Below are 19,689 nucleotides of genomic sequence, written 5' to 3'. Positions count from 1 at the left end.
GTCTTGGCCGAATGTCCGGGCGTTCTTACCCAATGGCTTGGCCCTTGCCGTTCCCGCGCCGGCGCCTCGAATAATCAGCGGCGGGCATCAGCGATGCCGCCGGGCGCTGCGTTCGCGGTCAAGCGGCATTGCCCCCCAGGGATCGCATTGGTCTTGCGCTTGATGGCCTCGCGGCGCTCAATAGCCCCGCCCATTTCGGCGAGATTTTCGCCGCGCCCAAGCTCGCTTTGGATGCCCAGCGCGATCCAAGCCCGCTTGCGATCCTGCCACCAGCCCTCACGGGCGTTTAGAACCGAGAATGGCGGGATGCCGAATTTCTCCGAAAGCGACCCCGCCCCGGATTGGCCGGCGCTCGCCGGGCCGTCCATGACCGCCGCGAGTTGCGGCCCATCGAACCCGAGCGCGCCGATATCGAACCCCTCTGCCTGCAGGTCCGTCAGTTCCAGCTTGAGCAGGTCTTGGTCCCAGCCGGCATTGAGCGCGACCTGGTTATCGAGAATGACATAGGCGCGGCGCTTTGCGGCCGACCAGCCCTTTGCCACCATGACCGGGATTTCGGCCAGGCCCAGCGCCTTGGCCGCCATGATCCGGCCGTGGCCCGCGATGACGTTGCCCTTGGGGTCGATCAGGACCGGGACGGTGAACCCGTATTCCTTGATGCTGGCCGCGATCTGGGCGACCTGCGATTCCGAATGCGTCCGGGCGTTCCGGGCATAGGGGACGAGGCTATCGACCGGGCGGCGCTCGACTTTATCGGCGGGCCAATCAATGCCTTTTATATTTCCGCTTTTTGCCATTCGTGCCGATGATGGGTTGAGCGGGAAAGGGCCGCCCCGTTTCCGAGGCGGCAGTCTAGGGAGGAAACGCCCAAGGAGGGCAGTCACCGTCGGAGCCTCCAATGAAAAACCCGCCGCGATTTCTCGGGGCGGGCTCACAGGACTGGCCAATGGGTGGATTTATGGGGTGAGTGAGTCCGCGCTGTCAAGCGGTGGTGGCGTCCGTGTCTTGCGAATACCCCATGTTGCGGGTCGGTTTCGGAACAATTTCGATCCTAGATCAAAGCCCTATGTATAATGTCACACGGGAAACAGGCGGTGACGGGGATCAAGATGTTGGGCCTCCTGATTTGAACGGGAGGGGGGCGTCAGTGCGAATCATGCGCTGATGGGTACGCTTTGGCCAACGCCGCGCGCGCGTCCCGCATCGCGACCAAAAGCTCGGCGCAGTCTTCTTTGCGAACAACCGCCGCCCAAGGCCGCCGGTCGATTATCATCTGCAGCCTGTCAATTGCGCTTTTCAGACCGACGATACTGCTGGCCTCCGGTCTGGACGGCGGGCATTTGTGAAAATTCCGGATGCCATCATCGAAACAGTCGCCGCCGCACCGGGTGCAATACCCGCAAAGCTTAGGGGTGCGGTTGGCTGTGATGTTTCCCATCGCGCCTCTCCTTCGGCTTTCCGTAAAGCTTCGTTCCAACCTGTTTCAGTGTTTCCCGCTGGACCCAATCGAGCCTCGGATCGTCGACCGACGCGACCAGCATCCCGTATTCCCGGAAGGCTCGTTTCTTGGTTTCCTCAGCGGATTCCCGGGTGTGGGGGAGATATCTCTGCAAACTCACGACTGGACCGCCTCCAGCGCCTTCGCCCGGTCCTCGTTGAATTTCGCGAACGCGATCCACGTCCGGTCTTTCCGCGCGGAGGCGTGGTAGAAATCGTCCAGCTTGTCGAACGCCGCCGCCATGTTCTGTTTCACGGTGCGGTGGTCGTGTCCGCCGAGCCGGTGAATCTCGCGGGACGTCGCGCCATGGATCACGACAGCGACCACGATTTCCCATTCTCTCGCCCCGAGCGCGGCCTTGCAGTTCTTGAGACGGTTCTGGGCCGATACCCGGGCGGCGTGCGGGCCGTGCAGCGACTTTCCGCCGTCGACGCCGGGCTCGTAGCCCTGCGCTTTCAATGGTGAATACGCGACCTCCCAGTCCTGATTGAACCGCTCGGCCGCTCGGATCTGATGATCCTGAAAGCCCATGACGTGATAGGAGGCGTCGAAGGACCAGACCTCCTGAATGGACCCGTCCGGCGCCCTGACCTGGCGCTTTTTCATCCCGGCGGCTTTCGCCCGTTCGGCCACGGCTTGGCTTTGCTGCGCCTTCACAGCTGATAGTTCTGCGTTGTGGCGCGCGATTTCGTTCCGGGATGCCGGCTCTCCCCTGCGCTCCCGGTTGCGCGCGCGCTGATCTGCTTCGATCCGCTTGCGCTTGGCTATCTGCTCCGCCGTGAGATGCCGGCGCGGCGTGACTTCACTCACTGGGCATCCCCGAAACGCATCCGGCCCCCGTCGAATCTCAACTCGCATTGCTGAAATGCCTTTCTTCTCCGGTGTTTCAAGGTGATCGCCTCCGCCTTACCCTCAAGACGGCGCATCTCGGCTTCCCATTTGTCCGCTTCCTCGGACACGTTCCGCTTTGGCTTCTGCCGGCGCATCCAGTTCGCGGGGAACCACAGACCGACAATGACGTCAGCGTCCCGCTCGATAGACGGGGCATCGGCGTCATTGATTTCGGGTGTGGGATCGTCCCGGCGCTGCGCGCCACGGGTGCGCTGGCCAAGGACGAGGAACGTCACGTTCGGCATCGACTTGGACAGGTTTTTCAGGTCGAGCGTTATTTCGGCCAATCGCTCGAACCTGTCCTTGTGCTTGCCCTCGGCCTTCACCTTGTCGAGCTGGTCGATCACGACGAGAGAGAGTCCGGTGGTGCGCTCCATCGCTTTGCACTGTGCCCCGATTTGCCGAACCGTCATGCCCTCGGTGCTGATCACTTCGACGGGTATCGCGGACAGATCCCGCGCGGCCTGCATGATCTCGGCAAGGTTGAACGCATCGCCCTGCGGCTCTGTGATGGACTCGACGGATAGTCCGGTGCGGGCCGATACCTCACGGGCACCCATTTCCTCCGCGTCCATCTCGAACTGAAAGATCAGAGCGGGCCGGCCTGATTCCGCGGCATGGATCGCGATCTGAGCGGCCAGAGCGGATTTCCCTTCGCCTTGGGACGCGATCAGAAATGACAGCCCGTAGAGCCTGCCGACGATGGCATCCAGTGCGGGGATTCCGGTTGGAATGCCCGGCACGGCACGGTGGTCGTTGCTGGCCTTTGTCGATCGCTCCGCGGCTCGAGCAGCGGCAGCTCCAAGCCGTTCCCGCTGGACCGGGGACGTGATCTCCATGACCTGCTGGAGCTTTCGCGCCGCTTCCGCCGCAATGATATCGGCGTCGCGCTCGCCGCGTTTCGATTCCTGCGCGACCCATTCGTTGATCTCAGCGATGCGGCGCACCGCTTCGCGTTCAATGATGGCCTCGGCATAGTCTGCGGCGGACCCGGCATCCTCCGCATTTGCCTTGAGCGCGGCGATAATTCCCGCGGTCGGGCCCTGCCCTTCAAATTCATCGGGGAGGACGGAGAGGAGCGTTGTCAGGGTGACGGGCCGCCCCGCTTCGGTCAGGTCGAGCGTGGCCTTGTGTACGGCCTGCAGATGCGGCTCGGACAGCATCGGCGGAGTCACAACCGCGACCTGCATCACCTCCTGCGGATTGCGGAGGAGACAGCCGACGAAGGCGCGCTCGGCTTGGCGGAGGTTGCGGGTCAAGGCCGCCGCTCCCTCTCGATCAAACTCGACGCCGCCTGATCCGCCATGTTTTGCAGAAGATCGTAGGTGTATCTCGGGCCATGCTTTGCGATGCAGTGGCAGCAAATCGCGGTCAGGGCGCCTAGCGCGTAATTCGTCGCGACGTGCTCCCCACCAACGGACAGGGGCGCGATGTTCTCCTGCATGTGACGCTTACCGAGATCGTAATTGTCCGCGCTCATGCCGCGCTCCGCTGAGACTGGACCCAGAGGTCCAGGTAATCGGCCCCGGCCGGGGGTTCGGACGCGATGACACAGGGTATGGATTGAGAGTGAAGGCGCTCGCGCAGCTTGCGCGCTGCGGCGCGGCCCGGCGGTTCTGACGGGACGTATTCGCCATCCTTCCGGCGGATGCCCTTGTCGCCGTCGGGGAAGCAAACAATCCGCTCTACGCCTTCCGGGACGTTGAAGCCCACGAGGCCTGACGTGCTGAGAGCGGCCCACACCGGGAATTTGCGTCCGGTCAGGAACCAGGCTCCGAGAGCGGATTCGACGCCCTCAGCGATTCCGATATGCGGGCCTGTGCCGCCGATCCGAACCGCGCACCCGCTCGCGGGGCCAAGCCCGCGCTTCGTCTGTATCAGATCCGCCTTGCGCCCCTCGTTCGTGATGTAGATGCGCCATATCGCGTGCGGGACTCCGCGCGGATTATCGACGCGGCAGATCAAAGCGGGATGCTTGCCATGCTGCGGATAGTTGACCGATGGATTGAACCGGAAGACGTCCGGCCAGCCTTCCGGTGGTCGAGGGATGCCGCGATTGAGGAGATAGCGTTCCGCCGGAGTACCTTCGATCGGCAGGCTCGCATACCAGATGCGTCCAGCAAGCCTCTGATTGTCGCGCTCGTTCGCTTCCTGCTCCTGCCGCCTTCTCTCGCGCTCTGCGGCGGCATGTTCGCGCTGGCGGTCGAGTTGCGCCCGGCGCTCCGGATCGAGCCTTTCACCACGGCGGCGGCTGCCAGGGACGCCCTCTCCCGTGATCTCTCGCACCGCTTGCAGAAAGCCGAGCCCTTCGATGTGCTCGACCATTTTGATGATGTCGCCGCCGACCGCGCCGCGGCAGTTGAAGATCTGCTTCGTCACGTTGATCGAGAATCGATCCGTCCCGCCGCAGAGCGGACACGGCCCGGTCCATTCATGGCCGTGGCGTTTCAGTTGCGCGCCATGCGCCAAGGCTTGCTCGAGAATATCGGCCTCGCGAGCGCGCTGGACCCATGCTTCGAACTCGGGCGAGCGAGACAATCACCCCTCCCGCCAGTAGAGCCAGACGAAGCCGGTGGGGATGGGCTGCTTGCGCCGCTTCACGATTCCAGACGCAAGAGCCTCGAACAGATAGATGCCGCATGAGGACTGCGCTCCGACATCCGCGCGCTTCCATATCGCGCGCTGGCTGATCGCGAATGCCTCTCCGACCGGGACCGCCGCAATGATCTTGTCGCGCGTGGGTTCGGTCATGCGGCCCCCGCGAACAGATCACCGGGCCGCGCCATCTGCGCTTGCTTCAAAACGCCCGAGAGGTGCCAAACGATGCCGATCGCCTCAGCCGCGTCTTTCGATTTCAGGCCGGGCACGATCTGACGCGCAAGTGCGAGCGTGTCCTCTTTCGAGGCCCGGCCGTTCCCGGTGAACGATTTTCGCCAGCTCGACTGGTGAACCTCGATCCATGCGATATCGAGCGCATCCGCGATCTGGATCGCATGGGCGCGCAGCCCGTAGAGGCGAAGATAGGTTTTCATCGTGACAGGGTTGTGCGTCTCGCCCGGTGCGGCACCGGCCCGGCGATCCGGCGCCCTGATATCGGTGACGAGCGGCTGCTCGACAGCGAGATTGGTGACGCCGTTATCTCGCAGCGTGGCGCGGAACCATCGGCGGAACGATGTGAAGATCTCAGCGTCCGTTTCGCCGGTGGCCTTGAATGCGCCTGCAAAAACGATCTTGCCCCCGGACATGAGGGCAAGGCCGCTTGTCGTTGCGCAATCGAGGCCGGCGAGCATGGCTAGTCGTCGTCCCCGTCGTCGTCCGCATCGCCTGCTTCCGCCGGCGGCTGCATCGCCATGACGGTGGCGCGCTCCGATGCGCCCTGCCGAAAACCGTCCAGCCACTTCATGCCTTTCGGACTATTCGCGTCATAACGGTTGTCGGATTCCGACCCGCCGCCGAGGGCGCATTGCCGCCCTTCGATCTCGGCGCGTTCCGACTCCGGGGCCGATTGCGGGATGATGTTGAACAAATCGAGTTGCGCGCGCTCGACCACGATCCCGAGCAAGCCGCATTGACGGACAATTTCCTGCACCTCGTCGAGAAAGTCCTCGACCTCATCCTGGCCGCCATCTGCAATCTTCAAAGCCCGCTTCGCCGCCTTGATGTTGAGTCCTTGCATGTCTGCCTTTGCATAGGCGGAGCGGAGCGAACCGTCCGCACTCGATTTGTCTTTCTTCGCCGCGCGGATGCGTGACAGGTTCACCGTGTCGATCGCAGTCTGGTCAGGCTCGTTCTGTCGCGTCTTGTCGAGCATCCCGCTCTCCTTTGGGTTATGCCGCGGCGAGCGGCGTTTAGCGTTGCTGTTCGACAATCATGTCGATCAAGGCCACGGCGACCGGAAGGCTCACACCCTTTTTCTCGATTAGCCGGCAGACTTGGTAATCGGCGTCTTCTTTGGGCATGTTTTCGTTTTTCATCACGCGGGCGGCCAGGTCCGTCCACATGATCCGATGGCGGTAAACCGCTTCGTTCAATCTTTCGGCGCTCGTCATGCGACCCCCTGCGTTACGCCGCTCTGGCCGCGTGCCAGAGGGAGCTTTTCTCGGAAGATTTCTGCCGCCGCTGGTCGACCGGCTGATAGGCGATGAGGCAATGCGCCTTGCAGTAAGGAAGGCCGGGCGCGGTGGCGTGGCCGCAGAACGTGAAAGGTGTCTGCGTCCCGAATGGGAATTTGCATGTCGCGTCGGTCAGATCGAACAGGCCGATATGCAGCGGCCCGGCATCGGCTGCGTGCGTTTCAGGCGGAAGCGGCACCGACCGCTTCACGAAGAACACCCGCTCCTTGCGCGGGCGCTGTTCCTTTTGCGACTTCGGGCGTCCACCGAGTTGCGCCGGCGCCTCTCGATACAGGCCGAGCCGGTGTGCTTTGCCGATTGCGGCGTTGCGCGTGATGTTTAATTCCGCTGCGATAGCGGCGAACGAAACTCCGGCTTCGAACAACCGGCGCAGCGTGTCGACGCGTTCCTCGGTCCAGCTCACCGCTGCTTCTCCTTGTCGCGATGCAGCCAGCGGGTCTCGGCGCGGCCTTCAAAACCGCGCAAAAACACCAACCAGGCGAAGTCCTGCTTTCCCCCTCTCGGCTCCTTGCCGTTGCGCTCGTATTCAAGCGCGACACGGCCCGGCGGCATCGATGGGCGCGGGGTCAAAAACCATGTGCGGTAGAGCGGGAGCTGCTGGAGCCACACCCCGGCGGCGTTCAACCGGCGCGTTGGAAAAATGATCGCGACCTTGCGCTCTGCGATGGTGCAGGCGTGGCGCGCGAATTCCTCGATCACGTCAAAAGGCGGATTGCTGCACACGTTGACCGCGCGCGTGATGCTGCGGAAATCAACCCCGCCGCCGCCATATCCGCGTGGCTTGATGTCAGACCCGGAAGCGATGAAGCCCGCGGCGCGCGCCGCCTTCACGATCCGTCCCGATCCGCAGCAAGGGTCGAGGATCTCACCGTCGAAGCGTTCCTCGACGAACAGGCGTTCCGAGCACCAGCGATTCTCTATGTACCAGTCGTCCTCGTCGCGCTGCCACGAGTGCGCCCGCACTTCGGTTTTGACATGCGGGACGGCGAGGCTCATGCCGCGACCTTCCCGAGATATTCGGCGAGGAGTTCGTTGACCGCCGCATCCTTGCTCGGCGATCTCGTGCGGGCGGCGTAATCCGCGATGAACCGCGAGACGTGCGGGCTCAATCGCACCAGGTCGTCATCGTTCTCGACCAATTCGATTGCGCGGGCGCGGCGCGGGATGCGCCGGATATAGCCGCGCTCCTCAAGAGCAACGACAAGCCGCGTGACTCCTCCGCGCGACTTTAACCCGAGCCCTGCGGTGATCTCCGCGATGGACGGCGGATAGTCCCGCTCCGCAATGAACGACCGGATGAATTGCAGCGCCTGCGCCTGCTTTCGCGTGAGGCCCATCATGCCGCGGCCCTCAACAGCAGGAAGCCGAACGCGGCAAAGACCATGCCCAAGAGAAAAACCCACAGCGGCAATCCCTCCGGGCACTTGTCGTCTTCAATCGCGACGCCAAAAACGACCGCCAATCCGTAGGAACACAGGAGGAGGAAACACGCCGCTGCGAAGATCATGCCGCCTGCTCCCGCGCTTCCAGTTTCTTTGCGACTTCGATCAGCCAATCAGAGACCGAGAAAATCGCATCGGCGGTGAACAGCGACCGCAGATGCGCCCATTCCTTTTCTGACGGGGGATTGTCCTTCCGCAGCATCGCGCTCAGATGCGCGACGGCGTGGCTTGCGTTGCGAACCTCAGATGGCGTCGGGGTCGTCATTGGCCCCTCGCCTGCACGCGCCGCATGTCGGCGCGAAGATGGGCGACCTTGTCCTCTACCTCATCGGCCTTGCGATCGATCCGCTCGGCCTCCGCAGGCGTCACGGCTCCATCGGACTTCGCCTCGCACATTTCCGACAGAAGATTGCCCGAGGCTTTCCCGATATCGCCGACGTGCTGGTAAAGGTCTTCGGTCGCTTTCCCGCGTTCCGCGCGCACCAGTTCGTATCCGAGCGCAGCCGCATATGCTTTCAGGATGCGCGCGCCGCCGGACAATGCATCCAGGTCCATCGCAACATCGAGCGGGATGAAAACGGATTCCTCCGGGTTGCCGTAGCGGCTGAGGATTGGAGCATCGACGCGGGTGTGTGACGCTATCTCACTGAGGGGCCCCGCTGCTTCACATGCGCGGCGCGTCGCTGATTTGATTGCGAGATAATCGGCACGAGAGAAAGGACGTCCGTTCATCTGTGCGCCCCTTGGTGAAAAGCTTCTCGCGGGCCGGTCGCTACTCCGGCGATGTGTTTCGCCCTTCGGGCTGGCGGCACATGCCTCGCCATTTCCGGTTGGATTTCCGAGGTCCGGCTGATCCCTCTTTGCGTGTCGCTTTCCACGCCGCCGCGAGATTCCGAATGGACTGGACCGCTCGCTACCCATCCCGGCTTGCCACGCCCATCAGCGGTCAGACGGCCCCGCGTGGAACGCGACACCTCCCGCCGACAGGCGCAACTCACGGGCCAAAGCCTCGTCCGTCCGCCATTCGAAATGAATTGGTGGTGAGAGCATTTGCGCTCTCCCCTGCTGAATGGGGCCGGCGGCTGGTGCGGATTTTCTTCCCGGCGGTCACATAGTCCGACCGCCTTGTGTGTCAGGCAGCACCAGCGCTGTGATCCCGACACCATCATGCCCTCGCCACCTTTCGGCAAAGGCCCCTCGTGGATACTCGTTCGCGCAACGTTCGCGCGCGAGATTGCATTGCCTCGCCCGCCACAGCGCGCAACGATTCGCGGCATGGGACGACGAGACGAAATCGTGGAGCCGACCGACGACACGGTGAGACACCGATCGGCTCCAGTCGCGGCAGACGGTTGGGACGTGGCCGCGAAGCGAAAAGGCGAAGGCCGCTCGTTGCCTTCGGGGGGACGACGGATAGAACGAGCGGCCCCGCTCGACACGGACGCGATACCGGCCGTGCAAGCTGAATTGGAATTGATCGCGGCGCGGATCACCGTGCTCGCGTGGGATCTGAACGAAGCGCAGGCGCTGCTACCCGCGGCGGTTCTCGTGCATGAAGCGGCGGTGCGGGTCATGCGGCGCTTGCCTCCCGCGCAAGGAGGTTTGCCTTGAACATCTCCTCCGGGCTGGCCCCGGCCAGCGGCATCACGAGCGCCCAATGACGATCAGGGATGCCAATCTTCGTCCACTTGTAGACGGCCTCAGCCGTCACCGTGCCATTCGAGGCTTCGGCGATTTTGACGGCGCCACCGGCGGCTTTGATGATCTCGGAGATGCTTCGCATGAACTGGAATATCGTGGAATTTAATTCCAGATGCAAGCGGAAAGATTTCCATACCGAAAAAATTTCCAAGACTTAAAAGGATCGCGCCTTTTGGAGTCGGGAATGGTTGTGCCCAAAAAGCGAAAGCGGTTGCCTGATTGGGTGCGGCGGGCGGACGCCCTACGGGAGCGCCGCGGCTGGTCGCTGCGGCAGCTCGCCGCAGTCATGACGGAGATGGGCAACCCGACCGATGTGGAGACTTTGTACAAGATATTTCAGGGTAAAGTCGCACAGCCGCGAGGCTCAACGGTAGCTGACATCGCTGCGGCGCTAGATGTCACCGAGCAATTTTTGCGATACGGTCGAGCATCCGGCGTGGAGGACGACCCGGACGACATAACGCTTCCAAGAAACGGAATTCTGGAAATCGACTTCCGCGCCGGCCTTGGCGGCGGAGGAACCATGGAAGGGCGTGAAGTAGTACGGGACGGTAGTTACGCCGACCCGATCAAGGAGGAGGCTTGGCAGCTCCCGGCGCGATTTATCCGGGAGGAAATCCGGGTCAGCGAAAAGAACCTACGGGTGGTTGAGACTTACGGGGACAGCATGGCGCCGACCCTGCTGTCCGGAGACCGCGTGATCGTCGATACCGGGCACCAGATCCCCTCGCCGGACGGGATCTACGCGCTCCGGGATCAGTTCGGGTTTCTGGTGGTGAAGCGGCTGCAGGTTCTACGGACCCAGCCGCCGGTGGTGCGGATCATTTCCGACAACACCGCGCACGCGCCGGAGGACGTCCCGATCGACAATCTCGCCATCGTTGGCCGCGTCGTCTGGGCGGTGAAGCGGATATGAGACGGTGCGGGGCGGTAATTGCTGGAATGGCGATTGCCGCCCTTGTCGTGCCCGCTGGTGCGTCCTGGCGGATTTCCGAGGCCAAGGACCGGATGACGGGGAAAAACGAATCCTGGGCCGCCCTAGCCGCAAAGAACCCCGATCAGGGAATGACCGCCGATCTGGAATTGTCCTGCGCCGCCGGCGGGCGCCTCTTCACCGTGAAGCTATCCGCGCCCCTGACCCGCGGGAAAATCTCAGCCCGGCTCCGGGCGGACGATGGTCCCGTTCAGAACCTCGCCGGCCTCCGGGTCTATTCCGACCCGCACCGGATCCCGATCGTCACGGCGCCCCGGCTCGACCTGGCCGGGCGGAAGCGGTTCCGGGTCGAATTATTCCCGACCGGCTCCCCGCCCCTGTTCTACGATTTCGACCTGACCGGGATCGACCGGGCCATGGCGGCGGTGCGCTGCCGCTAACCGTTGAGCAACGCCTCGGCCGCCTTGACGTGATCCGGGAGCCATTCCAGCCGCTGCCGGGCGCTTCGCAGGTCCGATTCCGCGGCGCGCAGCGTTTCGATCACCTCGGCAATGCTCGGGGTGAATTTGGCCGCCAGCAAAACCCGGCGCATCGCGATCGCCAGCCCGAGCCGCGTCGGCTGTTCGTCCGCGATGAACTGCACGAGCGTGCGCTGGAAAATCTCGCCGTCCGTCTTGTCGAGGTGCTTGGTCACGGCGATCAGCACGCCGGCGGCCTCCGCGATTTCCACGGCTGTGGCGCGCGGCGGATCGGCCAGCAGCCGCTCGAGCCCGGCGACGTCGACCGCGCGCACCGCGGCCAGCCCATCCCGCATGTCGGACGCCCGCCGCTCCATCACCCCGTCCCGGAGCTTGTCGTAGGCCGGCAGGAAAGCAGCCACCGCATCGGCGATCCGCCTTTCTCGCTGGACCGGTAGAACGGTACTTCCTTGGGTCAACTCGCCGCTTTTGGCCATAGCGTCCCCTCCTCCTCGGGTTGCGTGAACTGAGCGATTTGCCGGCGGGCCACCTCGATCGGGTCATAGGCGGCGCGCTCCGGTCGCCCGCCTCCGTTGGCCCGCCGGTCCCGGCTGTATTTGATTTCGTTCTGCACCCAGGTCCGCCATGCGGCCCGCCAGTCCTTGAACCGCGATCCCTTCGCCTGATGGTGGTTTTTGAACCGCTCCCACAACCTCGGAATATCTTGGAATGGAATTCCAGCCTCTTCCGCGTAGCGGTGCAGGTCGCCGTCGAGTTCGAGTCCTTCCGGCCATGACGATTCTTCCCTCGCCAGCTTCTTTCCGGTCTTTCGGCTGGGAGAGACCTCCGTTGTGGATGGAAGATTTCCAGCGGGTGGGATCAATTCGGCTTGCGCGCTAGCGGAGTCCACGGTCCTAGGTCCATGGTCCACGGTCCTAGGTACTGGTCCAAGGTCAGCATCGAGGCCTCGCGAATGCTCGCGAGTGTTCGGCGAGGCCTCGTCGAATGACGGCAGTCGGCTTTCGGACGGCCGGTCAATCTTCTGATGTTTCAACCAGTTAACGACTTCGAGGTAATGCGACCCGTCGACCTCGTACCTCCGGATGCACCCTTTGGCCTCTAATTCGTCCAACCACCCCGGCATGAGGCCGGGCGCATCATCATCATACGGGTAGAGAAGGCTCGCGAGCATTCGCGAGGCTGCGCGAGACCTCCCCGCATCGTCGGCAATTGTCCAAAGTTGGACGAAAAGCAGCCGGGCGTCGCGAGACAGATTTCCTATCGTTTCAGATTGAGGGAACTCCGGCTTGATTGTGCGGATGCGGGCCAAGTCCGGCCTCCATGTTTGGGGTCTGGAATCGGCTTTACCTCAACGTGGAATTAATTTCCAGATTTATGTTGACACTCCGTTTTGCTGGAAATATATTCCAGAACATCAGAACGGAGATGACGCGATGACCAGCAACGTCAGAAACCGAGCGATAGCGCACCTCGCCTTCCGGGCCGGCGGACAGCCGCTCTGCAAGTCCCGGCGCGGTCACATCGTGGTCGCCATTGATGACTGCGCCGGCTGGGACATCTGCAAGCGATGCCAGGCCAAGGCGGACAAGATGAAGCCTCGGGCCAAAGGCCCGACGGCGGCGCAATTCTTCGCAAGCAATCCCGACATTATGGGCCGCATCGCTGCAGCGGTCGCGGAGTGACAGCCATGCGATCCCCTACCGACAAGATCGAAGCCGCCCGCCGCAACCGGAACAACAGCCCGGCGTCGAAGTCGATCGACAGGCTGGTCCGCCGGGCCGCGCGCAAGGGCGTGCTGTTCGAGGTGATCGACCACAAGGGTTTCGACGATCCGGTCGAGGCGACGTTCCGCAGCCGGTGGTCATATCCCGGCCGGTTCCTGACGGTGTGGCCGCAGACCGGCGTCATCACGCAGCGGATTGATGCGACCAAGGACGGCGAGACCGACCCGAGCGCGGACGCCTGCTATCACCGCTGGTTTTGGGGCGAGATGGCGTCCGTCGCGTTCTGGCGCACGCGCGGCGAATACCGGATGGCCCGCCGCGTTCTCAAGAACGCCCGCAGCTTTCGCGAACTTGCGGAAGGCGACAACGTCATTCGGATGGCCGCATGACCGCGCCAAACCCCGTCTCCGTCCGCCGCCGGCACAAGATCATCGCGCAGCCCAAAGCTCGGGTTGAACGCCGCCGCGTTCTCGAAACCGCAAACCGGCTCGTCACGGAATCCGACTGGCGCGGTGATCTCGCGAGAAGCGTGCTGGACGTGATCGAGACGGAGGAGCACGCGTGATGATCTACATGAACAGCAAAACACTGATGGAGAAATTCAAAAGCAACACGCATCGGCCGGGTGTGGTTGTGACGGACAAGTTGCCGGACGGGGAATTCCGAGCGAGCGAATTGCCTCGCGAAATTCTGGAGGAGTTGCTCGACAATTTCGCGTCCATGGGTGCCGGAGCCATCGTCCAAAGCCATCACGGCTATTCGATCGAGATGGAGAACGGCATCCGCCTGAGCGGCAAGACACTCTCCGATGTGGCGGCCGAAGTCAGGGCTTACGACGAACTCTGCGAGTTCAGAGAAAATATTCGGTTTGTGAGGGTGCCTCGCGCCTAACTAAAGGGGGATCAAACAGTGGAACTAGCCCAATTCCTTCGCCTCGCCGCCGAGACGGTGCATCAAATCGACAGCCGGTTCGCGAAGGCGAATCTGCACGTGGTGATCACGCCGTTGCCCGGTAAAGCGCCCGCGGACCACGAGGTACGGTTCACCGACCCAACGGGACGCGTGGTGAGCCCGCCCATGACGTATTCGGGCCAAGAATTCCCATGGCCGCACGGCGCGTGGACTGGCCCGCTGTCTCAACTCCCAGAAGATCGCATCCAATGACCGAGGATAAGCCCAAATTTGAAAACCCGATCACGCACGGGCCTATGACCGAAGAAACGGCGCGCCTGTCACGCATCCATTGGGCGCTAGTAACGCACGGCGAGCGCGTCGCATCGACGCAGATGGTCGTCGACATGTCTGAGATTATCCAGTTCGCGGTTGATGGGCTTCGTGAGGTTTCCGAAACCAAAACGATAGGCGCGGCAAAGCACGTCGCGTCACGGACGATCCGCCAGATTCAATCTCGCTTCGAGGTCTCATAATGACCACCGCAAAGGATATGCGCAGATACGTTGTCGACGCTTTTGAGCAATCGCGGCTCGCCTACCAGTTTAGCCCCGGCTCCTACACATACGGCGCGATGGCAGCGTGCCTGTTGGCGCTTTCTGCGTCCGATGAGCCGGATTGGATCGCCGAGTTTTCCGAGTGGATGCAATGAACCCCATCGGCAACGCCGCAGCAGCGGTGGTCAACAAGCTGGAGAGGAAAATGGATCGCTACGCATATTGGCGCGCGGCGTTGCGCGGTGAAAGGCCGGAGGCCAACCCCGACAATCCGCAGGACGGCTATTATCGCGTCCGCGATCGCAAGGGCGGCCCACTCGTGCCGGTCGCGGTGTGGTTCGAGAACGATCGCCAGCTTTGCGTGATCGGCGGGAAGCTCGTCGACGAAACCACGGCCTGCGAACGCTGGCCCTATTTCGCGGACAAACCGATCAGCCACGAGGTCTACACGGCGGTCGCGGACCGCGGCGAGAACTGGCCCGATATCGACGACACGGTAGCGGATCAGCAGCGTGCCGGGATCGGCGGGAATAACCCGCCCGAGGACGAAGCGATCATTCTGCAGGAACAGATCGAAGCCGCGGCGGCCGGCGCAAACGCCTACGCGAAGATCACAGACGACGCCACGCTCGCGAAGGCGCAAACGCTGCGGTCCCGCCTCCTGGAATTGTCCCGCACCGCGGACAAGCGCCGCGAGGATCTGAAGCGCCCGCACATGGAAGCTGGCAAGGCCGTCGACGCGAAATGGCAACCGCTGGTGAAGATGGCGAAGTCGTTTGCCGACAGCATCGCGGCGGCGATGAACGCATGGGAAACCGAAAAGCTCCGGCGCGAGCGAGAGGAGCAGCGCAAGGCTGAGGAGGCCGCTCGCAAGGCCGCTGAGGCCGGGAGGCCGGCGCCGGTCGCACCCGCCCCGCCGCCCGCTCCCGCGCCGATCAAGGGCGCCGCGGGTCGTGCCGCATCGGTCAAACTGGTGCGCATCGCCACCGTCACCGATCAGGACGCCGTGTACCGCTACATGAGGGACCGGCCGGAAGTGGTCGAACTGCTGGCCAAACTGGCCCAGCGCGCGGTCGATGCCGGCCGCGACGTCCCCGGCGTCAAAATCGAGGAGGCCCGCCGTGTCGCATAGCTCCGCACCGACGCAAGAACTGGAACGCGATCCGATCGACAAGCGCACCGGCGATGTCATCGCCTTCGCCCCGCCTCGCCTCCCCTATCATCCCGCAATCCAGGATCGTTTCGGGATCGACAAGGCCGGATGGAAAGCCTTGGTCGAGGCGGTGTTTCCCTCGGCGAAGTCTATCGACTCCGTCGCGATGGTTCTGTCCTACTGCAAGGCGCGCAACCTCGATCCGTTCAAGAAGCCGGTTCACATCGTTCCCATGTGGGACAACAAGTCCGGCGGCTACGTCGAGACGGTATGGCCTGGCATTGCCGAACTCCGCACCACGGCGTTCCGCACCGGGCACTACGCCGGATGCGACGAGGCAGAATTCGGCCCGATGCAGAAGCGGGCATTCACCGGCAAGGTGAAGGAATGGAAGGACGGTCGGCAGTCGTGGGTCGAGAAAACCGTTGACGTCGAATTCCCCGAGTGGTGCCGCATCACGGTCTATCGCGAGCTTGGCGGGCGCCCGTGCAAGTTTGTCGGGCCAAAGGTCAAGTGGCTGGAGAACTACGCCACGATCGGCAACAGCGATGTGCCGAACGAGATGTGGCAGACGCGGCCGGAAGGTCAGCTTGAAAAATGCGCCGAGGCCGCGGCGCTGCGCAAGGCGTTCCCGGAAGAACTCGGCGGTGAACTGACCGCAGAGGAGATGGAAGGGCGCAGACTGCACGACGCGGCCGCCGCGGCGCGCGACGTCACGCCGAAGCCGCCGGCCCCACCCGCGCCTCCGCCGCCCGATGACTTGCCGCCGGCCGCAGAGGCAACGCCACCCGCGCCGCCCGCAGAGGACAAGCCCAAGACCACGCGCCGGCAGCGCCAGCATCAGGCCGCCGCGGAGCGCGCCGAAAACATCCCGCCGGCCGACACCGACCCGGACGGGTTCACGAAGTGGGCCGATGACATGCTCGCGACGATCGACGACGCAGCAGATCTGGAGACCGCGTTCAATGAGCAGATCGAGCCGCGCATGGCCGGCATGTTCCCGCCGGCGCGCGAGGACGTCATGGCCGTCTACCAGAAACACGAACGCCGTCTCGGGGGAGAGTGATGCAACCGTTCTTCATGGTCTACGGCATGGGGCAAGGCGCACCTACCGCCCGACACGACAGTTTCGGCCGGGCAAAGGCGGAAGCCGAGCGATTGGCACGCAACAACCCCGGCATCGAATTCTACGTGCTCGCCACGGTCGGATGCGCGCGCAAGACCGATGTCGAATTCACGCTGATCAAGCGCGAACTCGATGACGAGGTACCGTTCTGATGTCGCGCGCGCTGGTCGTTTGCAGGACTGACGCGGACCGCCAGCGCGCGGCGTCATGGGCATTGAAAGCGCCCGACGGCACGAGGATCGAATTCAAAGCCGTGAAGCGCACCATGGCCCAGAACGACCGCATGTGGTCGATGCTGACCGACGTCGCCCGCCAGGTGCGCTGGCATGGTCAGAAGCTGACCGCCGACGAATGGAAGCTGATCTTCCTGGACGGACTCGACCGCGAGACGCGCACGGTGCCGAGCCTCGACGGGCGCGGCGTTGTCAGTCTCGGCCGGTCATCATCGGATCTGACACGTCAGGAAATTTCCGACCTGATGGAATTGATCGCGGCTTTCGGCGCCCGCCGCGGCGTCAAGTTCAAGGTGTTTGCGGAATGACCATTCTCGACCGCCCCCACCCAGACTGGAAGCGCCCGGCTATTCCAACACGGGTCAAGCTCGACGTCGTGATCCGCCAGGAAGGCAAGTGCAAGGCCACGGGCGAAAAGCTCGGGACGTTGAGCAACACGCAATTCGATCATCGCCCCGCTCTCTGGGAGCGTAAGTTCGACACCGAGGCATGGGACACCATCCCGCCGGCGAACGATCCGAATTATATCGAGGCCGTGACGATCGAAGCGCACGACAAGCGCACCAACGGCCCAGGTGGAGAGAAGCGCATCACCACAGCCGGATCAGACGCACACCGGCGCAAGAAGGATCGGCGCGCGGCCGAATCCCGCGACGAATTCCGCCGCAACGTGATTGAGCGCGAGTGCGGACAGAAGCGAAAGCCGAAAGGAACGATCCGGTCTCGTGGATTCGCAAAGCGAGAACGCACGCTGATACCGAACTAACGGAGAATTACACCATGTACGCTGATGCACGCTTTGAACAGAATACCGAGACCAAGCCCGATCCGTTCAAGCTCGAAACGCTTATCGCGTGGCTGGAGAAGCAGCCGGCGGACACGCCGTACAACTACGAATGCAAAGAGCATTGCCTCCTTGCGCAGTATTTCTGCGCGCTTGGGTATCGCGTTCAAAGCATGGGGCCATTCAGTTTCTGGACGGACACCGGCAATTTCGGCCTCCCGGATGGATTCAACGACGTTGCAGTCGGAGGCGAAGACTACGTCTCCGGTTCCAATCCGATTGAGTTTTACTGGACCTTCGGAGCCGCCCTAGAGCGCGCCCGCAAGCTCTCGCGTGCCGAATAATCCGCTAACCACCCCCGTACAACATCACTGCAGAGGATGAGATGATTACAGCAGAGCAAGTGAAGGCAGCCGTCGAAGCGGCCGGGATCACTCGCATTGAACACCACGATTGCGGGATGTGCGGATACATGACGGCTTATCTGGTCGAGGATGGGAAACTGTATTTTGACCCAGGGTGCGACTGTCGTTGGGCTGGTGCGCCCGAGCCGCGAGATTGGCGGGACGCAGCCGATTGGATCAACATGCAGAGCCAGCCGGACATCAAGGCCCGACTCGCCAAAGCGTTCGGCATTGACCTGCCGCCAGCCGATGCTGCGTAGCCGTTAAACCGCCGTTACTCAAATGACCGCACGAGCCCATTGCACCCAAGCCGAGATCCAGCGCCGCATCCGTGCGGCGAAGGCCGAAGGCTTGCGCGTGCGGGGCATCGCGCCGGACGGGACCATTCTTGTGGACGGGGCCGGTCTCGAGCTCGAGGTCGGTGCTACACTGCCGCCCGAAGCCTCCAAATGGATGGAGGTCAAGGCATGAAGCCGATGAAGATCGACCTGCCCTATCTCTATAATGAGCCAGATCACCGGGGAAACCCCCGCCTGTACGTTCGCAAGGCTGGCCGGCGCGTCCGCATCAAGGAGCGCCCGGGCACTCCTGAGTTCATGCTGGCCTATTCGGCCGCGCTCGAGACCGTTGGCACCCGCCAGGATGTGCGCCGGCAGTCGGCCGCCCCGGGGTCGTTCGGCTGGCTGGCCGCTCAGTATTTCTCGAGCTCCGCCTTCGACCAACTGGACCTGCAATCGCAGCGGACCCGCCGCCGGGTCATCGAGGAATGCCTCGAGGAGCCCCGGGTGCCCGGCTCGAGCGACAAGCTACGGGACTGCCCGATGCGCCTGCTAGGCCCGGATCACGTCCAGATGCTGTTAGACCGCCGAAAGGGGTTTCCCGGGGCGGCCAACAACCGCCTGAAATACCTGTCCGCCATGTTCGGCTGGGCCATCCCGAAGCACCTGAAGGCGAACCCGGCTCGAGACATCAAGCCCGTCCGGTACTCGAGCGACGGCTTCTACACTTGGACGCTCGAGGACGTGCGGCAATTCGAGGAGCGGCACCCGATCGGCACCAAGGCCCGGCTGGCGCTGGCGCTACTGCTCTACACCGGAGCTCGGCGCGGCGACGTGGTGACGTTCGGCCGGCAGCATGTCAAGAACGGCTGGCTGCGCATGGTGCCCAAGAAAACCCGGCACCTTCGGGCAACCGCAATCGAGCTCCCCATCCTCCCCGTACTCGAGGAGGCCATCCGAGAAGCGCCGACCGGGGATCTGACATTCCTGGTGACGGAATACGGCAAGCCGTTCACAGCAGCCGGATTTGGGGCGTGGTTTCGGAAGCGATGCGACGAAGCCGGGCTCGAGCAATGCACGGCGCACGGACTGCGGAAGGCTGGGGCGGCTCGAGCGGCTGAGGCCGGCGCGACTGACCGGGAGCTCATGGCCCTGTTCGGATGGACGAGCTCGAGCCAAGCGACGACCTACACCCGGGCGGCGGATCAGAAGCGATTGGCCGCCGAAGCGGTACGGAAGCTCGAGCAAACCGGGAACGAGCTTGGTCTCACCACTTTGTCTCACTCAAAAAAGATCGGATAAAACAATGGCTTATGAATGGGCTGGCAGGAGTGGAGGGACTCGAACCCCCAACCCCCGGTTTTGGAGACCGGTGCTCTAGCCAGTTGAGCTACACTCCTACGAAGCGCCTGCGGCGGACCGCAAGGCCCGCCGCCAGCGGGGATATGCCCGAGGGATAGG

36 protein-coding genes and 1 tRNA gene are annotated in these 19,689 nt (G+C 63.3%); 17 read left to right on the top strand and 20 right to left on the bottom strand.

The genetic code is table 11. The annotated features are described in order from the left end of the window. Nucleotides 1-74 precede the first annotated feature (74 nt). The 17 genes from VN004_RS20960 to VN004_RS20880 all read right to left on the bottom strand — a co-directional run bounded on the left by VN004_RS20960 (nucleotide 75) and on the right by VN004_RS20880 (nucleotide 9,816). Entirely contained in the window at nucleotides 75-797 is a 723-nt protein-coding gene (locus VN004_RS20960; RefSeq protein ID WP_325614115.1) for a ParB/Srx family N-terminal domain-containing protein, read from the bottom strand. Nucleotides 798-1,144: 347 nt separating this feature from the next. Beyond that, nucleotides 1,145-1,438: a hypothetical protein gene (locus VN004_RS20955; RefSeq protein ID WP_325614114.1), complete on the bottom strand. Its 294-nt coding sequence runs from the start codon at nucleotides 1,436-1,438 to the stop codon at nucleotides 1,145-1,147. Between the two features lie 177 nt (nucleotides 1,439-1,615). After that, a complete protein-coding gene (locus VN004_RS20950) occupies nucleotides 1,616-2,356 on the bottom strand; it encodes a DUF6456 domain-containing protein (RefSeq protein ID WP_325614113.1) in 741 nt (246 codons plus the stop codon). Then, nucleotides 2,305-3,648 carry a DnaB-like helicase C-terminal domain-containing protein gene (locus VN004_RS20945; protein ID WP_325614112.1) on the bottom strand — a complete coding sequence of 448 codons (1,344 nt, stop codon included), beginning with the start codon at nucleotides 3,646-3,648 and terminating at the stop codon, nucleotides 2,305-2,307. Before VN004_RS20945 ends, VN004_RS20950 begins: the two co-directional genes overlap by 52 nt. Then, a complete protein-coding gene (locus VN004_RS20940; protein ID WP_325614111.1) occupies nucleotides 3,645-3,869 on the bottom strand; it encodes a hypothetical protein in 225 nt (74 codons plus the stop codon). The genes VN004_RS20945 and VN004_RS20940 overlap by 4 nt, the downstream gene beginning before the upstream one ends. Beyond that, entirely contained in the window at nucleotides 3,866-4,927 is a 1,062-nt protein-coding gene (locus tag VN004_RS20935) for a DUF7146 domain-containing protein (RefSeq protein WP_325614110.1), read from the bottom strand. The genes VN004_RS20940 and VN004_RS20935 overlap by 4 nt, the downstream gene beginning before the upstream one ends. After that, complete coding sequence (locus tag VN004_RS20930) at nucleotides 4,928-5,140, bottom strand: hypothetical protein (RefSeq protein WP_325614109.1); 213 nt, start codon at nucleotides 5,138-5,140, stop codon at nucleotides 4,928-4,930. Further along, nucleotides 5,137-5,679, bottom strand: a complete 543-nt coding sequence (locus VN004_RS20925; protein ID WP_325614108.1) for a hypothetical protein — start codon at nucleotides 5,677-5,679, stop codon at nucleotides 5,137-5,139. The genes VN004_RS20930 and VN004_RS20925 overlap by 4 nt, the downstream gene beginning before the upstream one ends. Nucleotides 5,680-5,681: 2 nt before the next feature. Further along, nucleotides 5,682-6,200: a hypothetical protein gene (locus VN004_RS20920; RefSeq protein WP_325614107.1), complete on the bottom strand. Its 519-nt coding sequence runs from the start codon at nucleotides 6,198-6,200 to the stop codon at nucleotides 5,682-5,684. 37 nt (nucleotides 6,201-6,237) lie between these two features. Beyond that, complete coding sequence (locus VN004_RS20915; protein ID WP_325614106.1) at nucleotides 6,238-6,438, bottom strand: hypothetical protein; 201 nt, start codon at nucleotides 6,436-6,438, stop codon at nucleotides 6,238-6,240. A gap of 13 nt (nucleotides 6,439-6,451) precedes the next feature. Further along, a complete protein-coding gene (locus VN004_RS20910) occupies nucleotides 6,452-6,925 on the bottom strand; it encodes a GcrA family cell cycle regulator (protein ID WP_325614105.1) in 474 nt (157 codons plus the stop codon). After that, a complete protein-coding gene (locus tag VN004_RS20905) occupies nucleotides 6,922-7,518 on the bottom strand; it encodes a hypothetical protein (protein ID WP_325614104.1) in 597 nt (198 codons plus the stop codon). The genes VN004_RS20910 and VN004_RS20905 overlap by 4 nt, the downstream gene beginning before the upstream one ends. Continuing rightward, nucleotides 7,515-7,862: a LexA family protein gene (locus VN004_RS20900; protein WP_325614103.1), complete on the bottom strand. Its 348-nt coding sequence runs from the start codon at nucleotides 7,860-7,862 to the stop codon at nucleotides 7,515-7,517. Before VN004_RS20900 ends, VN004_RS20905 begins: the two co-directional genes overlap by 4 nt. Further along, entirely contained in the window at nucleotides 7,859-8,029 is a 171-nt protein-coding gene (locus VN004_RS20895) for a hypothetical protein (protein WP_325614102.1), read from the bottom strand. The genes VN004_RS20900 and VN004_RS20895 overlap by 4 nt, the downstream gene beginning before the upstream one ends. Beyond that, nucleotides 8,026-8,229 carry a hypothetical protein gene (locus VN004_RS20890; RefSeq protein ID WP_325614101.1) on the bottom strand — a complete coding sequence of 68 codons (204 nt, stop codon included), beginning with the start codon at nucleotides 8,227-8,229 and terminating at the stop codon, nucleotides 8,026-8,028. Before VN004_RS20890 ends, VN004_RS20895 begins: the two co-directional genes overlap by 4 nt. Next, entirely contained in the window at nucleotides 8,226-8,696 is a 471-nt protein-coding gene (locus VN004_RS20885) for a phage regulatory CII family protein (RefSeq protein WP_325614100.1), read from the bottom strand. Before VN004_RS20885 ends, VN004_RS20890 begins: the two co-directional genes overlap by 4 nt. 838 nt (nucleotides 8,697-9,534) lie before the next feature. Beyond that, on the bottom strand, nucleotides 9,535-9,816 hold the full coding sequence (locus VN004_RS20880; RefSeq protein WP_325614099.1) for a carph-isopro domain-containing protein: 282 nt from the start codon (nucleotides 9,814-9,816) through the stop codon (nucleotides 9,535-9,537). Nucleotides 9,817-9,849: 33 nt separating this feature from the next. Here VN004_RS20880 and VN004_RS20875 point away from each other — a divergent pair, with 33 nt between their 5' ends. Further along, nucleotides 9,850-10,581, top strand: coding sequence for a helix-turn-helix domain-containing protein (locus tag VN004_RS20875; protein ID WP_325614098.1), 732 nt, complete (start codon nucleotides 9,850-9,852; stop codon nucleotides 10,579-10,581). A gap of 26 nt (nucleotides 10,582-10,607) precedes the next feature. Next, nucleotides 10,608-11,039: a hypothetical protein gene (locus VN004_RS20870; protein WP_325614097.1), complete on the top strand. Its 432-nt coding sequence runs from the start codon at nucleotides 10,608-10,610 to the stop codon at nucleotides 11,037-11,039. Here the strand turns inward: VN004_RS20870 and VN004_RS20865 are convergent. Beyond that, entirely contained in the window at nucleotides 11,036-11,554 is a 519-nt protein-coding gene (locus VN004_RS20865; protein ID WP_325614096.1) for a hypothetical protein, read from the bottom strand. The genes VN004_RS20870 and VN004_RS20865 overlap by 4 nt on opposite strands. Then, nucleotides 11,533-12,387 carry a hypothetical protein gene (locus VN004_RS20860; RefSeq protein WP_325614095.1) on the bottom strand — a complete coding sequence of 285 codons (855 nt, stop codon included), beginning with the start codon at nucleotides 12,385-12,387 and terminating at the stop codon, nucleotides 11,533-11,535. Before VN004_RS20860 ends, VN004_RS20865 begins: the two co-directional genes overlap by 22 nt. A gap of 124 nt (nucleotides 12,388-12,511) precedes the next feature. On the opposite strand from VN004_RS20860, the gene VN004_RS20855 reads away from it, so the two are divergent. From VN004_RS20855 to VN004_RS20785, 15 genes are all read left to right on the top strand, one after another. Then, a complete protein-coding gene (locus VN004_RS20855) occupies nucleotides 12,512-12,760 on the top strand; it encodes a hypothetical protein (RefSeq protein WP_325614094.1) in 249 nt (82 codons plus the stop codon). 5 nt (nucleotides 12,761-12,765) lie between these two features. Beyond that, nucleotides 12,766-13,191, top strand: coding sequence for a hypothetical protein (locus VN004_RS20850; RefSeq protein ID WP_325614093.1), 426 nt, complete (start codon nucleotides 12,766-12,768; stop codon nucleotides 13,189-13,191). Beyond that, nucleotides 13,188-13,367, top strand: coding sequence for a hypothetical protein (locus VN004_RS20845; RefSeq protein ID WP_325614092.1), 180 nt, complete (start codon nucleotides 13,188-13,190; stop codon nucleotides 13,365-13,367). The genes VN004_RS20850 and VN004_RS20845 overlap by 4 nt, the downstream gene beginning before the upstream one ends. Further along, on the top strand, nucleotides 13,367-13,693 hold the full coding sequence (locus tag VN004_RS20840) for a hypothetical protein (RefSeq protein WP_325614091.1): 327 nt from the start codon (nucleotides 13,367-13,369) through the stop codon (nucleotides 13,691-13,693). The genes VN004_RS20845 and VN004_RS20840 overlap by 1 nt, the downstream gene beginning before the upstream one ends. 269 nt (nucleotides 13,694-13,962) lie before the next feature. After that, nucleotides 13,963-14,229: a hypothetical protein gene (locus VN004_RS20835; protein WP_325614090.1), complete on the top strand. Its 267-nt coding sequence runs from the start codon at nucleotides 13,963-13,965 to the stop codon at nucleotides 14,227-14,229. Further along, nucleotides 14,229-14,405 (top strand): hypothetical protein, encoded by a 177-nt coding sequence (locus VN004_RS20830; protein ID WP_325614089.1) that lies wholly within the window; start codon nucleotides 14,229-14,231, stop codon nucleotides 14,403-14,405. The genes VN004_RS20835 and VN004_RS20830 overlap by 1 nt, the downstream gene beginning before the upstream one ends. After that, on the top strand, nucleotides 14,402-15,382 hold the full coding sequence (locus tag VN004_RS20825) for a hypothetical protein (RefSeq protein ID WP_325614088.1): 981 nt from the start codon (nucleotides 14,402-14,404) through the stop codon (nucleotides 15,380-15,382). Before VN004_RS20830 ends, VN004_RS20825 begins: the two co-directional genes overlap by 4 nt. Next, a complete protein-coding gene (gene bet / locus VN004_RS20820; protein ID WP_325614087.1) occupies nucleotides 15,372-16,469 on the top strand; it encodes a phage recombination protein Bet in 1,098 nt (365 codons plus the stop codon). Before VN004_RS20825 ends, bet begins: the two co-directional genes overlap by 11 nt. Then, nucleotides 16,469-16,681: a hypothetical protein gene (locus tag VN004_RS20815; RefSeq protein WP_325614086.1), complete on the top strand. Its 213-nt coding sequence runs from the start codon at nucleotides 16,469-16,471 to the stop codon at nucleotides 16,679-16,681. The genes bet and VN004_RS20815 overlap by 1 nt, the downstream gene beginning before the upstream one ends. Next, on the top strand, nucleotides 16,681-17,070 hold the full coding sequence (locus VN004_RS20810) for a recombination protein NinB (protein ID WP_325614085.1): 390 nt from the start codon (nucleotides 16,681-16,683) through the stop codon (nucleotides 17,068-17,070). Before VN004_RS20815 ends, VN004_RS20810 begins: the two co-directional genes overlap by 1 nt. Then, nucleotides 17,067-17,528 (top strand): hypothetical protein, encoded by a 462-nt coding sequence (locus VN004_RS20805; protein WP_325614084.1) that lies wholly within the window; start codon nucleotides 17,067-17,069, stop codon nucleotides 17,526-17,528. The genes VN004_RS20810 and VN004_RS20805 overlap by 4 nt, the downstream gene beginning before the upstream one ends. A gap of 14 nt (nucleotides 17,529-17,542) precedes the next feature. Next, the gene (locus VN004_RS20800; protein WP_325614083.1) at nucleotides 17,543-17,890 is read left to right on the top strand and encodes a hypothetical protein; all 348 of its coding nucleotides are present in this window, start codon (nucleotides 17,543-17,545) and stop codon (nucleotides 17,888-17,890) included. A gap of 41 nt (nucleotides 17,891-17,931) precedes the next feature. Continuing rightward, on the top strand, nucleotides 17,932-18,210 hold the full coding sequence (locus VN004_RS20795) for a hypothetical protein (RefSeq protein ID WP_325614082.1): 279 nt from the start codon (nucleotides 17,932-17,934) through the stop codon (nucleotides 18,208-18,210). 22 nt (nucleotides 18,211-18,232) lie between these two features. Then, on the top strand, nucleotides 18,233-18,421 hold the full coding sequence (locus VN004_RS20790; RefSeq protein ID WP_325614081.1) for a hypothetical protein: 189 nt from the start codon (nucleotides 18,233-18,235) through the stop codon (nucleotides 18,419-18,421). Further along, entirely contained in the window at nucleotides 18,418-19,530 is a 1,113-nt protein-coding gene (locus tag VN004_RS20785; RefSeq protein ID WP_325614080.1) for a tyrosine-type recombinase/integrase, read from the top strand. Before VN004_RS20790 ends, VN004_RS20785 begins: the two co-directional genes overlap by 4 nt. A 21-nt stretch (nucleotides 19,531-19,551) precedes the next feature. Here VN004_RS20785 and VN004_RS20780 read toward each other — a convergent pair. Then, a tRNA-Trp gene (locus tag VN004_RS20780) sits at nucleotides 19,552-19,628 on the bottom strand. Nucleotides 19,629-19,689 lie beyond the last annotated feature (61 nt).

It is taken from the genome of Pseudorhodoplanes sp., from assembly GCF_035565855.1.
GTDB lineage: Bacteria > Pseudomonadota > Alphaproteobacteria > Rhizobiales > Xanthobacteraceae > Pseudorhodoplanes.
The sequence above is the reverse complement of the archived record's forward strand: the minus strand, read 5'-3'. Positions and strand labels throughout refer to the sequence as shown.

Coding starts and splice junctions, on each gene's coding strand:
- VN004_RS20960 (WP_325614115.1), bottom strand. CDS start 797: ATGGCAAAAAGCGGAAATATAAAAGGCATTGATTGGCCCGCCGATAAA.
- VN004_RS20955 (WP_325614114.1), bottom strand. CDS start 1,438: ATGGGAAACATCACAGCCAACCGCACCCCTAAGCTTTGCGGGTATTGC.
- VN004_RS20950 (WP_325614113.1), bottom strand. CDS start 2,356: ATGCGAGTTGAGATTCGACGGGGGCCGGATGCGTTTCGGGGATGCCCA.
- VN004_RS20940 (WP_325614111.1), bottom strand. CDS start 3,869: ATGAGCGCGGACAATTACGATCTCGGTAAGCGTCACATGCAGGAGAAC.
- VN004_RS20930 (WP_325614109.1), bottom strand. CDS start 5,140: ATGACCGAACCCACGCGCGACAAGATCATTGCGGCGGTCCCGGTCGGA.
- VN004_RS20925 (WP_325614108.1), bottom strand. CDS start 5,679: ATGCTCGCCGGCCTCGATTGCGCAACGACAAGCGGCCTTGCCCTCATG.
- VN004_RS20920 (WP_325614107.1), bottom strand. CDS start 6,200: ATGCTCGACAAGACGCGACAGAACGAGCCTGACCAGACTGCGATCGAC.
- VN004_RS20915 (WP_325614106.1), bottom strand. CDS start 6,438: ATGACGAGCGCCGAAAGATTGAACGAAGCGGTTTACCGCCATCGGATC.
- VN004_RS20905 (WP_325614104.1), bottom strand. CDS start 7,518: ATGAGCCTCGCCGTCCCGCATGTCAAAACCGAAGTGCGGGCGCACTCG.
- VN004_RS20900 (WP_325614103.1), bottom strand. CDS start 7,862: ATGATGGGCCTCACGCGAAAGCAGGCGCAGGCGCTGCAATTCATCCGG.
- VN004_RS20895 (WP_325614102.1), bottom strand. CDS start 8,029: ATGATCTTCGCAGCGGCGTGTTTCCTCCTCCTGTGTTCCTACGGATTG.
- VN004_RS20890 (WP_325614101.1), bottom strand. CDS start 8,229: ATGACGACCCCGACGCCATCTGAGGTTCGCAACGCAAGCCACGCCGTC.
- VN004_RS20885 (WP_325614100.1), bottom strand. CDS start 8,696: ATGAACGGACGTCCTTTCTCTCGTGCCGATTATCTCGCAATCAAATCA.
- VN004_RS20875 (WP_325614098.1), top strand. CDS start 9,850: ATGGTTGTGCCCAAAAAGCGAAAGCGGTTGCCTGATTGGGTGCGGCGG.
- VN004_RS20870 (WP_325614097.1), top strand. CDS start 10,608: ATGGCGATTGCCGCCCTTGTCGTGCCCGCTGGTGCGTCCTGGCGGATT.
- VN004_RS20865 (WP_325614096.1), bottom strand. CDS start 11,554: ATGGCCAAAAGCGGCGAGTTGACCCAAGGAAGTACCGTTCTACCGGTC.
- VN004_RS20855 (WP_325614094.1), top strand. CDS start 12,512: ATGACCAGCAACGTCAGAAACCGAGCGATAGCGCACCTCGCCTTCCGG.
- VN004_RS20850 (WP_325614093.1), top strand. CDS start 12,766: ATGCGATCCCCTACCGACAAGATCGAAGCCGCCCGCCGCAACCGGAAC.
- VN004_RS20845 (WP_325614092.1), top strand. CDS start 13,188: ATGACCGCGCCAAACCCCGTCTCCGTCCGCCGCCGGCACAAGATCATC.
- VN004_RS20840 (WP_325614091.1), top strand. CDS start 13,367: ATGATCTACATGAACAGCAAAACACTGATGGAGAAATTCAAAAGCAAC.
- VN004_RS20835 (WP_325614090.1), top strand. CDS start 13,963: ATGACCGAGGATAAGCCCAAATTTGAAAACCCGATCACGCACGGGCCT.
- VN004_RS20830 (WP_325614089.1), top strand. CDS start 14,229: ATGACCACCGCAAAGGATATGCGCAGATACGTTGTCGACGCTTTTGAG.
- VN004_RS20825 (WP_325614088.1), top strand. CDS start 14,402: ATGAACCCCATCGGCAACGCCGCAGCAGCGGTGGTCAACAAGCTGGAG.
- VN004_RS20815 (WP_325614086.1), top strand. CDS start 16,469: ATGCAACCGTTCTTCATGGTCTACGGCATGGGGCAAGGCGCACCTACC.
- VN004_RS20810 (WP_325614085.1), top strand. CDS start 16,681: ATGTCGCGCGCGCTGGTCGTTTGCAGGACTGACGCGGACCGCCAGCGC.
- VN004_RS20805 (WP_325614084.1), top strand. CDS start 17,067: ATGACCATTCTCGACCGCCCCCACCCAGACTGGAAGCGCCCGGCTATT.
- VN004_RS20800 (WP_325614083.1), top strand. CDS start 17,543: ATGTACGCTGATGCACGCTTTGAACAGAATACCGAGACCAAGCCCGAT.
- VN004_RS20795 (WP_325614082.1), top strand. CDS start 17,932: ATGATTACAGCAGAGCAAGTGAAGGCAGCCGTCGAAGCGGCCGGGATC.
- VN004_RS20790 (WP_325614081.1), top strand. CDS start 18,233: ATGACCGCACGAGCCCATTGCACCCAAGCCGAGATCCAGCGCCGCATC.
- VN004_RS20785 (WP_325614080.1), top strand. CDS start 18,418: ATGAAGCCGATGAAGATCGACCTGCCCTATCTCTATAATGAGCCAGAT.